The 10,616-nt window shown below is 46.5% G+C and carries 10 protein-coding genes and 1 pseudogene; 2 read left to right on the top strand and 9 right to left on the bottom strand.

Features of this window, described 5'->3' with window-relative positions:
- The first annotated feature begins 90 nt into the window (after nucleotides 1-90).
- Nucleotides 91-726: a 3-hexulose-6-phosphate synthase gene (gene hxlA, locus E0698_RS06960; protein WP_013312540.1), complete on the top strand. Its 636-nt coding sequence runs from the start codon at nucleotides 91-93 to the stop codon at nucleotides 724-726.
- Nucleotides 727-731: 5 nt separating this feature from the next.
- Complete coding sequence (gene hxlB, locus E0698_RS06955; RefSeq protein ID WP_134911992.1) at nucleotides 732-1,289, top strand: 6-phospho-3-hexuloisomerase; 558 nt, start codon at nucleotides 732-734, stop codon at nucleotides 1,287-1,289.
- A gap of 227 nt (nucleotides 1,290-1,516) precedes the next feature.
- Here hxlB and E0698_RS06950 read toward each other — a convergent pair whose 3' ends face one another.
- From E0698_RS06950 to E0698_RS06915, 9 genes and pseudogenes are all read right to left on the bottom strand, one after another.
- The gene (locus tag E0698_RS06950) at nucleotides 1,517-2,275 is read right to left on the bottom strand and encodes a copper amine oxidase N-terminal domain-containing protein (protein WP_337916180.1); all 759 of its coding nucleotides are present in this window, start codon (nucleotides 2,273-2,275) and stop codon (nucleotides 1,517-1,519) included.
- A gap of 194 nt (nucleotides 2,276-2,469) precedes the next feature.
- Nucleotides 2,470-2,832 carry a hypothetical protein gene (locus tag E0698_RS26680; protein ID WP_238353891.1) on the bottom strand — a complete coding sequence of 121 codons (363 nt, stop codon included), beginning with the start codon at nucleotides 2,830-2,832 and terminating at the stop codon, nucleotides 2,470-2,472.
- Nucleotides 2,810-3,085 carry a hypothetical protein gene (locus E0698_RS26675; protein WP_238353890.1) on the bottom strand — a complete coding sequence of 92 codons (276 nt, stop codon included), beginning with the start codon at nucleotides 3,083-3,085 and terminating at the stop codon, nucleotides 2,810-2,812. Before E0698_RS26675 ends, E0698_RS26680 begins: the two co-directional genes overlap by 23 nt.
- A gap of 255 nt (nucleotides 3,086-3,340) precedes the next feature.
- Nucleotides 3,341-3,750 (bottom strand): annotated as a pseudogene (locus E0698_RS06940) (family 43 glycosylhydrolase); the annotation flags it as partial.
- Nucleotides 3,751-3,768: 18 nt separating this feature from the next.
- Entirely contained in the window at nucleotides 3,769-5,925 is a 2,157-nt protein-coding gene (locus E0698_RS06935) for an endo-1,4-beta-xylanase (protein WP_443146902.1), read from the bottom strand.
- Between the two features lie 48 nt (nucleotides 5,926-5,973).
- On the bottom strand, nucleotides 5,974-6,897 hold the full coding sequence (locus E0698_RS06930; RefSeq protein ID WP_192511054.1) for a carbohydrate ABC transporter permease: 924 nt from the start codon (nucleotides 6,895-6,897) through the stop codon (nucleotides 5,974-5,976).
- Between the two features lie 462 nt (nucleotides 6,898-7,359).
- Nucleotides 7,360-8,334: an ABC transporter permease gene (locus E0698_RS06925; protein ID WP_134911989.1), complete on the bottom strand. Its 975-nt coding sequence runs from the start codon at nucleotides 8,332-8,334 to the stop codon at nucleotides 7,360-7,362.
- 14 nt (nucleotides 8,335-8,348) lie between these two features.
- Nucleotides 8,349-10,016, bottom strand: a complete 1,668-nt coding sequence (locus tag E0698_RS06920; RefSeq protein WP_149094287.1) for an ABC transporter substrate-binding protein — start codon at nucleotides 10,014-10,016, stop codon at nucleotides 8,349-8,351.
- A 409-nt stretch (nucleotides 10,017-10,425) separates the two neighbouring features.
- Nucleotides 10,426-10,539 carry a putative holin-like toxin gene (locus E0698_RS06915; RefSeq protein WP_161797149.1) on the bottom strand — a complete coding sequence of 38 codons (114 nt, stop codon included), beginning with the start codon at nucleotides 10,537-10,539 and terminating at the stop codon, nucleotides 10,426-10,428.
- Between the last annotated feature and the right edge of the window lie 77 nt (nucleotides 10,540-10,616).

The raw sequence follows: 10,616 nt of genomic DNA, 5'->3' as shown, positions 1-10,616 counted from the left end.
CAGCTCTCCATCAGTCAAGGATTGAAAATCGAAGAACGAGTGAGGAAACACGAGAAAACATTAATTTATAGTGGGAGTGAAGTTAATAACATGGAACTTCAATTGGCTTTAGACTTAGTAGATATCCCGCAAGGGATTGCATTGGTAAAAGAAGTAGAATCGTATATTGATATCGTAGAAATCGGTACACCGATTGTCATTAACGAAGGACTACATGCGGTAAAAGCAATGAAAGAAGCATTTCCGAATTTGAAAGTGCTGGCTGACCTGAAAGTTATGGATGCAGGCGGTTACGAAGTGCTGAAAGCTTCCGAAGCTGGCGCAGATATCGTTACGATTCTGGCTGTAGCTGAAGATGCAACGATCAAGGGTGCGGTAGAAGAAGCAAAAAAACAAGGCGGCAAAAAAATCCTGGTGGATATGATCGGTGTTAAAAACCTGGAGCAACGCGCTAAGGAAATCGACGCTCTCGGCGTAGACTACATCTGCGTGCATACAGGCTACGATCTGCAAGCTGAAGGACAAAGCCCGTTCGAAGCACTACAAACCGTTAAAAAAGTCGTGAAAAACTCCAAAACAGCCGTTGCTGGCGGCATTAAGCTGAGCACCCTGGCTGAGGTCGTTAAGGCTCAACCGGATCTGGTTATTGTCGGCGGCGGGATCACTGGTGAGGACGACAAAAAAGCCGTTGCTTCCCAAATGCAACAGCTCATTAAACAAGGTTAATTCCAATGGAAACCTCTCAATATTTATCCGAGGTGCTCAAGGAACTGCAATGGGTTCCACAGCTCATCAGTGATGTAGAATCGGAACAACTGATCCAGTCCATTGCCTCCGCGAATAAAGTGTTCGTGGCAGGTGCAGGACGTTCAGGTTTCATGATCCGTTCGCTGGCGATGCGGCTAATGCATATGGGTGTTCAGGCTTACGTGGTCGGGGAAACGGTAACCCCCGGCTTGAGCGAAGGCGACTTGCTGATTATCGGTTCAGGCTCTGGTGAAACCAAAAGTCTGACCTCGATGGCAGAAAAGGCGAAAAAGCTGGGGGCTTCTCTGGCACTTCTGACCACTTCCCCTGGATCGACCATTGGCAAGCTGGCTGATATTATCGTCAAGCTTCCAGGTGCACCCAAGGACCCGTCCAACAAGGATTACCAAACCATTCAGCCCATGGGCTCACTATTTGAGCAAACCTTATTGTTGTATGGCGATGCGTTGGTACTCAGAACGATGGAGCTACGCAGACTGACCTCTGAATCTATGTTTGGTCAACACGCCAATCTGGAGTAAGTTTTATTGCTTTTTGATATTTTGAATTTGCAATACACAAAAACTAAAAATTAAAAAGTACAGCTGATCCAAATTTCTTTTCGGATCAGCTGTACTTTTACCCATTATATAGACCATGGACCTTCTGCAAGAAAAACAATATCGTCTGGGTATAACAGTTTACCACTTTAGAGTTCTTCCTTTAAAAAGGATATACTCCAGTTCACCTTTAATGATTTTTTTGTTTTCTATCGTGCTGGATATGGCATGTCCAGGCTACGTGTAACGATTTCATCCTTATCTATACTTGGCCGTTTACGATTTCTATTTTCTGTTGTCGTACTATTATTAAAGATAAAAGTGGTATTCAAATCTTCAATACCCTCATCAAGTTTCTTCCCGGTTATATTCTTAGCTGTGATAGTTAGATGAATCTTTTCCCTCCCCATGGTCAATTTGTACGATAACAAATTGAAAGCATTCTCATTGTCTACCGGTACTCTATCCAAATCTTCAACATTCTCCATCATAGGTGTCTTCATTAATTCCTTCCCTGAGAGGGAGTACAGTTTATTTTGTTGATCCCATTCCTGATGTATATTTAGTTGCGTCGTAAGTATTCCTAAAGGAACAAATATCGAATCTTTGTAAAGAACCGGAACGGTATCCATCACGGACGTGTTTGAATCGGTAACAATCTCAGTTGAGTCCATTTTAAACTTAACCTGATGCGACCCAAACTGAATGGTGGCCGTTTTGGAAGTCGGGTCATACGTCGTGTGTCCCCCCAATAAATCGTTAATAGATCTCAAAGGCACCATGAAGCGATTGTTCTTATCAATATAAGGGGCTTTGGGTGTCGTAAATAAGACATAGTAATTGTTGATTTTCAAAAATTGCGTGCTTGGAGCTATACTCTGAGCTGATAATTTTCCAGTAAAAGCTTCTTGAGAAAAACAAAAAATCATCAAACTTAAAATCATAATCTTGAACAGTAGCTTTCCCACAAAATATCCTCCTTAAAACAAGAGGGGTACTAACCCCCTCCGATAAAATTTATTCTAAAATAATATCAATCGCTGATCCTGCATGAACGAAGTTTATAAATATTTTATTTCGTGGAGAAGGAACAATATCCATAGGTTTCGGTACTTCGCCATGGAACACTATCTACTGAATTAGGACCTATAAAGGAGCCATACTAATCAACATTTTTGATGTATGAACCATCTTTATAGTCGTCGTGATCTTGAATTTGGGCTATACTTGTCATTCGTTTTATGATGTTACCGTTACCAGTAGCAGTCCAACCTGGAGCCGCCCCGGTGTAGGTTTTTTCAACTTTCGTACCGCTAATATCGTAACCATAAATAACTAAAGCAACAATGCCATCAGATGGAACATAAAACTTCATCTGGATGTCCTGATCTCCTTCAAATCTTGGAGTAAACGTTAAGGGGCCACCATTACCCTCTATTAGCAAGAAGAGAGCCCAATCATTATACTTTGGGCTATGCTGTAAACCTGCATCTACAGCATTATTAGTATTCCCCCAACCGCCCATATAGACGAATAACTTCCTTCCTTAAGCTTTCCTTGTTTACCAGCACTTTTCCCGTTTCGTCTATGTATGTAACGTTCTCTCTATCTTTGGGGTCCAGCGAATTGATTATTTTGCTCAAAATAGCATTGTCCGTTTTAGTCATGGACGGATTGATTAAATCTTGATTTTGGAATGATTCAGCACCGACGGAACAAGTTACCGTAAATGTAAGCATGCTTGCAACAAACAACGAACATACACTCTTGAACTTCATAGTTCTTTCATCTCCCTAAATTTTTGTTATCAAAATTACATAAAAACCACTAGACTCCTTTTTTACCAATTACAATACAAATCTATTATGTACAAATCTATACATTAAATCAAGATTAAGATTAAGATTATATATTTCACCATTTTTACAATAAACATAAGTGAATATCTAAATTGTAATCTATTAATTTCAATACCTGCTGTTTGCTCACAACTTCCAAAGCTCTATTTCTCATAATTAATGCTTTAAATGTACCGTCACACACACCTTCCCGTCATCATCAAACAGCAGGGACGGATCTATGTTTCCGTAGGGAATACGGATCGGGTCAGACCAGGTTCCGGCAGGGTCTACAGATGTGATATAAGATAAAATGTACCTTGAGGATAGCGCAGTGTGGGCGCGTATATGCCTTCCGAGCTTTTCCGTGCAGACAAATCAATCTGGCTGTGTCGACTCAACGCGTGCCCAATCTGCCGCCAATCCGTCAGGTTACGGCTATGAAAAATCGGCAAGCCCGGCATATATTCAAACGAGCTTGCCGCCATGTAGTAATCCTCTCCGGCACGTATCGCGCTCGGATCAGGATAAAATCCGGGGACAACCGATTCGTCTAGCGTAAGGTAGCCATAGCTCCACCTCTCCTGTTGGACAGCTCTATTGATTGATCTGATTCAGGCTATTTATTCGTTACTCCCCGCTGGCAACGGCGGTACTTTGGACAGATCAGCAAGCGCCCAATAAGCATATTTGGCCTTTAACCGTTCGTCGAACAGCAGCGGCTTATCCAGCCGGGCAATCGGAAATGTGCTGAGCCACGTATTGCCATCATCTGTACCCCAAATCGTCACATTGCTGATATTCTCCTGCTGCCTTGAAAACATATCGAACAGCGCCCGATAGCGGTAAGCCTGCCGGATCAGCATGGCTTCAGGGATCGTTTCGTAGCGATCCGTGTCATTGGAATAAAGGCCCATATCCAGCTCCGTAATCTGGTTATCCAGACCGAGTGAAGCAAACTTTTCAATGGATTGTTCCATCTCCTGAATCGTCGGAAACTCCAGCCGAATATGCGATTGATGGCCTACACCATCAATCGGTACGCCTTTGGCAAGCAAATCACGAACCAAGTTGTACAGGAAATCCCGTTTCTTTGGCTCGTGCGTGTTGTAATCGTTAATAAACAGCCGGGCATTCGGACCCGCCGCTTCCCGCGTGACGCGGAAGGCTTTTTCAATATAATCCGTGCCGGTAATCTGATACCATTTGCTGCGGCGCATGCCGTCCGGCTGGTCAGGATCAATCGGCTCGTTCACGACATCCCAGTCGGTAATCACATTTTTATAACGCGCCACGACAGCACGAATATGCGTCTCCAGTCGATCCAGCAAAAGCTTTTTATTTTCCGCAGTCGGCGTCATCGGCTGTCCATTCTTATCCTTGAACATCCAATCCCCGGTCTGGTTATGCCACACCAAGGTATGGAAGCGGATTTCCAGTCCGTGCTGTCTAGCAAATTGCACAATTTGGTCTGCTTCCTCCCAATGGAACTGTCCCTCGGACGGCTGCAAGGAAATCGGCTTCATCGCATTCCCTGCAACGACGCTGTTAAAATGCTTCTGTACCAGTTCTCCGTAAGCCCCTTCTGTCTGGAAAGCCTCAATCGCCGTGCCGATGCTGAACTGTCCCTGATATAATCCGTGCAAAGAGGGAATGTCCTTTTCAATAGCCAGCGGCGGTACAAGTGACAGCTCGAAATCATCCATATAAAAGGAAGCCGTTCCTTCTGCCGTTTCCAAATACATAGAAACGGTGTCTGCATCATGCGCGAGAGTATACGTACCAGACAAATGCATCCATCCCCCTGTCGTGGTAGCCGTGTCGCCTACAACAGTTTCATACGCACTTTCACCTTGGTGATCGCGTTGTACGCTGAGCCGTACCTTGGCAGGATGCTGCTCGCTCGGTGCCAGCTTTACCCAAGCGCTGACCGTGTAACGGCTGCCTTTTTGCACCGTAGCAGTCACATCAAGCTTAGGCCCGGCATACGTCTTTTGTCTGCCTGTCGTCAGCAGGCTGTACGATCCGGTTCGTGCATCCGCATTTGACACTTGCACCGTCTCGGCCCCCATACGGGATACCCAGCCTTGAGCTGTACCGCCCTCGAAGCCGGATACGATACCACTGGTCGGTTCCGTTGGTGTCTCCGATACCTGCCTGATTTCTACCTCATCCACATAGTATGCCTGCGCGGGATTTGAGCTTTCCACATACAGCTTCAATGCATCCATCCCCCCGGTAAAAGTATATTTGCCTTGAAGTTTGACCCACGATGTATCCGTCGTCTCCGTCTGCGCTACCGTCTTCCATGTCGTAGCCCCGCCTGCTGGCTGCTCCTCCACCGTAAACTTAATCACGCTCGGATTCGCGGAATTGCCGTCCAGCTTCACATAGCCGCTAATCTCATACTCCACCCCCGGCAGCAACAGCGACTTCACATCCAGTTCCGCTCCGTTCCAAGTCGCCGTGCGAGCGGTTGCCTTCAGACTGTGTGTGCCGCCATATGCAGCTTCCGTGACGGACGCGATTTGAGTATAAGTCCCCCGAGGCTTCCAGCCCTCGCTATTGCCTTGCTCAAATCCATAGGTCCCGATGGTCTTATCCACACTTCCCGTTGACAGAACCGAATCCGCAACTGGCGGGGAATGTTCCACAAACGGAGCCTCCGCCTCCGCTATAGAAGGACCCCACCACCCCACTGGCAATAACAGCACCCCGACCAGCACCAGACTAAAAGATTTGTACAAAAATGACCTCAACACAATCCCTCCCGTGCTCATATTTTCAAAAATACAAGAAAGTGAGTTCCGCACATTTCTGGTCCATGCTCACCCCTTAACGCCGCCCAGAGTCATACCCTTCACAAAATATTTTTGCAAAAAAGGATACACCAAAATAATAGGTACGGAAGCCACAATCGTCATCGTGGCACGAATCGAGGTAGGAGTGACCGACTTCGCCAGATTTTCCGAGCCTGCAAACTGGCTGGCATAATCCTGAGCGTTCACGGACGTATTGGAATTTTGCAATATTTTCATCAGCTCATACTGGAGTGTACTCCACTGCTCATACGACGAATTGTACAAAAACACATCAAACCAGGAATTCCATTGCGCAACCGCCGTGAACAGCGACACCGTTGCCAGTACCGGGACACACAGCGGCAAAACGATACGCATAAAAGTCGCAAATTCCCCCGCCCCATCAATACGCGCCGACTCCAAAATCCCTTCCGGCAAGCCTTCAATAAAGGAGCGAATCACAATCACATTGAACACCCCTATCAGCCCAGGCACGATATACACCCAGAAGCTTCCAAGCATCCCCAACTCACGAATCAGGAGAAAGTTTGGAATCAGCCCCCCGTTAAAATACATCGTCAAAATAAAAGCAATCGAGACAAATTTGCGCAGCACATACTCCGGCCGGCTGATCGTATACGCCACCATCGCACAACAGAACACCGAGGTCACCGTGCCAACAACCGTACGCAGCACAGAAATCAACGTAGCATGAAAAATCGTCGCTTCCTTGAATACAAATTCGTAATTGCTCCACGTAAACTCACGCGGCCACAAATAGATCCCACCCCGAATCGAATCATTCGCTTCATTCAGCGAAACCGCCAGCGTATTCAAAAACGGATATAGCGTGAACACCATCAGGCACAGCATAAATACAATATTGCATGCATCAAAAACCCGATCCGAGGGCGCCCGAAACCGCCCATGCAACACCTTCCCTTTGCCCATGACTTCCGCTCCTTTCTAAAAAATAGCTTAAGCACTCTAGTTCGATGATCAGGACGATTGCTGGTGGAGATATTGGTCTTATATTTTGGAGTGTTATATTTATATTGTTATATGAACAAATGTTAATTTATTAGATTATTATCTCTATTAGAAGTTGTAATCCAGTTCGTCCATAAGGTCTTGATAAGGTCCGCGAAGCGGCCTGTTAAAAATCCACTGACCTGCACCTGTAGTATGCATGAACACGCACCTTCTGTTATCACTTCGAATAGCTCAGTCCTAAAAACAGGCTCTAATGGCGATAGCGAAGCTGAACCAGTCATGATCGTGCAGTTACTACAAGGAAGCGCGAGCACGCGCCTTCCCTCAAGTTCTCCCCTGCCACCACCCTCAGTTCTTAAAAAAGTGACTTTATGGCGGGTAGCAGCGGAGCGGCCATACCCCACCATAACTCCCTTTTTCTCAGAACAACCGCTCCTCCCCTAACCGCTTCGCAATATGATTGGCGCTAAACAGCAAAATGAAGCTGACTACCGTTTTGAACATCCCTGCTGCAATCGAAAGTGAGAAATTGCCCATCTGAATACCATATTTCAGCACGAAAATGTCCAGATTTTCCGAGTAATCCACGTTCATACCGTTGCCCAGCAAATATTGCGGCTCAAAGCCGGATTCCAGCAGATTCCCGATATTCATAATGAGCAGGATGATAAATACAGGCTTCAATCCCGGCAACGTCACATGCCAAATTCGCTGAAAACGCCCTGCTCCGTCCATCTCAGCCGCCTCATACTGTGACGGATCAATCATCGTCATCGCGGCCAAATAAATGATGGTGTTCCAGCCGACATTTTTCCATACTTCCGATGCACCGAGAATGCCCCAAAAATAGCTTCCCTCGCCCAGCCACAGCACAGGCTCCTTAATCAGTCCCAGCCACATCAGCACCTCATTGACAATGCCGCCGTCCGCAGACAACGCCGTACTGATAATGCTGGCCGCTACCACCCACGAAATAAAATGCGGCAGGTAGCTGATCGTCTGCACTACTCGCTTGAATACGATCTGACGAAGCTCATTCAGCAAAATTGCCAATATTATAGCAGTTACAAAGCCCAGCACCAGATTAATAAAGCTCATCGCCAGCGTATTGCGCATCACCCGCAGAAAATGCTCATCCTGAAACAGAAAACGGAAATGCTTCAACCCAACCCACTGCTGATCGAGCAGCTTACGCGCAGGCTTAAAATCCTGAAAAGCAATCGTCCAGCCCCAGATAGGTAAATATTTGAAAATAAACAACCAGATTAAAAAAGGGATGGACATCCATACCAGTGCCCGCTGCTGGTTCAGCTTGTGCATAAATCCTCTAAAGCCAGTTCGCCGTGAGGGCGGCAAATGGCTCTGTGAGGTCGTGATAGGTGCCGTGTTGCCCATAGCTGCTTCCTCCTTTATTTTTTACCAGCAGTTTCGACTTTTTTGACAACCTCCTTCGTAATCAGCTCCTCATATTCCTTCACATCCAGCTTGTTGAATTCAGTAGTGTACTCATTCCAAATCGCCTCAAACTGCCCCGGTGCAGACAGCACTAAACGTGGGAAATATTTGCGTTGCAGGTCGCCCTTCTTTTGCTGGAAGAGCTGCGCAGGTGAGCCTTGGGCAATCGGGATACTCCAAGCCGGATACCATGGGCGCTTGTCTGGGGCAGAAAACATTTGCGAGAAGGACTCTACACCATAGGCTTTTAGCAGCTTTTTATCTCCCTCGGTGTAGGACATACGCGCAACCTCAGGCTGCCGCCCGGGGCCAACCGAGTTGCCGTCAGGCAGGGTAGAACCACTACCGTATCGCGGCCAACTGTATTCAAAATATTTGAACCCGAATGATTCGCGGAACGCATCCTGACCCGTCTGCTTAATTTGCTCCTTGGTCCGGTAAAAGCGCCCTTTTTTATCTACATCATAGGTTTCGCCCTTGATCCCCCAGTTGGATAACACCTGGTTTTCATTGGTCAGCAGATTGTCAAAAAACTTGATGATACGTACCGGGTCCTTGGCACTAACCGTAATTCCAATACCTCGGTTATTAACGAATGACGAAGGGTCAATGTACTGATCCTTTATATTCTGGTCGTATACAACAGGTAGCCCTATATATTCCATATCATCATTGCCCGATTGCTTGGAAGCCTCCTGTAGGTTATTTAGAGCCTGCCCCGCCTGCCAGCGATAGTCGAAGAAACCCAGCACCTTGCCCGAGGTCAGCTTCCCCAAGTATTGATCGTAATTGTCCACAAAGGATGCTTTGTCGAACAGGCCCTCTGCATTGAGCTGATTCAGCTCTTTGAGATACCGCTTCGTGATTTCCTCATCCCCATAATCCGTCGCCTGGTGCGATTTCATATCAATCATCGTGCCGCCATCGTTCGGATAGCCTGCCAGATGCATCGGCGCGTTCGTAAGAGCATAAAACCTATCCTGTGTGGTTAACGCCAAGTACCCGGTCAAGCCCTCGTCTGCATGCTTTTTCGCATAGTTGCGAATCAGGGTCAAATACTCGTCGAGCGTTTTTATTTTTGGATATCCCGCCTCCTTCAACACCCTGCGCTGTACCCAAAAAGCTCCCTGCTCCACGTTAGGCGCGGGCAAATAATCGCCTACCACCGCACTGAGTGGCAGGAAATAGATATTCCCATCCTCCGCCTTCATCAGGTTGTAATACGGTCCGTATACACGCTTGATATTCGGACCATATTTATCAATCAAATCATTTAGCGGAATAAAGGCTCCAGCATCCAGCAGCTTATCAATCGTGCCATCAGGCACAATGGCGTCCGGGTAATCGTTACTGGCAATGAACGTACCGATCTTCGTATTGGAATCCCCCACCAAATGCTCCAGCTTCCAGTTTACTCCTGTCTGATCCTCCAGAATTTTGCCGATCCGCGTTTCATTGGTATGGATGTCCCTCCCCGCAGTGGCATTAAAATACGTGAATGTGACCTTCTCATTAGGATCTCCTGTTGCAGGCTCCTTGCCCGCACTTCCTGAGCAGGCAGTGATCATAGATACCATCATGATGAATACCAGACTGATGATCCCGAACCTTTTGCTTGTCATGCCAGACCTTCCCCTTTCAGCCTCTTTTGTCGATTGTGTGAATATCGAGCGGCCGTACCTCAAGCACTGGAAATCCCGCACACTCCAAATTGTAAGCACTTTCATTTTATAAAATGCCGTTAATTTCGTTCACCTGTCAATCTAAAGGTGTTACTTAGAAAACTATAGGAGTAAGTCCAACAAAGCAAAATAAACGCCGATCCAGCATCAGCGTCCATTTTTACTGCAATACCCCTTGACTCCATTGTCAATAGGATTCACGTTGTGATAAAATGAAACAAAGAAGATTATAATAAAAAAAGAGCAAGGATGCGTTAACATCCCTACTCTTTAGCAACAGCCGCTTATAAGGGCGGTGGCTGTGAACTAGGTGCAGAAATAGACCGCTAACCTTTGTCCGAAGGGCGGTCTATTTCTTTTTGCTTTGGTTCAATGCAATGACAATCGTGACGATCAATCCGATCAACGCAATAATTAGCGTACCGAACATCATCATTAATGTCAGCGTATCTTTAACCTCCACAGGCATCACCTCCTTTGCAGGAGACTAGCCGACCGCGCCATCTAAGCCGTTCTGTTGTTAGGGGAATTATACCATAT

This window comes from Paenibacillus sp. 23TSA30-6 (genome assembly GCF_014858585.1).
Lineage (GTDB): Bacteria > Bacillota > Bacilli > Paenibacillales > Paenibacillaceae > Paenibacillus.
The sequence above is the reverse complement of the archived record's forward strand: the minus strand, read 5'-3'. Positions and strand labels throughout refer to the sequence as shown.

Bases quoted from the DNA above. Each gene is read 5' to 3' on its own strand.
- E0698_RS06930 (WP_192511054.1), bottom strand. From the start codon at position 6,897: ATGGGCAAAGGGAAGGTGTTGCATGGGCGGTTTCGGGCGCCCTCGGAT.
- E0698_RS06925 (WP_134911989.1), bottom strand. From the start codon at position 8,334: ATGGGCAACACGGCACCTATCACGACCTCACAGAGCCATTTGCCGCCC.
- E0698_RS06920 (WP_149094287.1), bottom strand. From the start codon at position 10,016: ATGACAAGCAAAAGGTTCGGGATCATCAGTCTGGTATTCATCATGATG.
- hxlB (WP_134911992.1), top strand. From the start codon at position 732: ATGGAAACCTCTCAATATTTATCCGAGGTGCTCAAGGAACTGCAATGG.
- E0698_RS26680 (WP_238353891.1), bottom strand. From the start codon at position 2,832: ATGGGCGGTTGGGGGAATACTAATAATGCTGTAGATGCAGGTTTACAG.
- E0698_RS26675 (WP_238353890.1), bottom strand. From the start codon at position 3,085: ATGAAGTTCAAGAGTGTATGTTCGTTGTTTGTTGCAAGCATGCTTACA.
- hxlA (WP_013312540.1), top strand. From the start codon at position 91: ATGGAACTTCAATTGGCTTTAGACTTAGTAGATATCCCGCAAGGGATT.
- E0698_RS06935 (WP_443146902.1), bottom strand. From the start codon at position 5,925: ATGAGCACGGGAGGGATTGTGTTGAGGTCATTTTTGTACAAATCTTTT.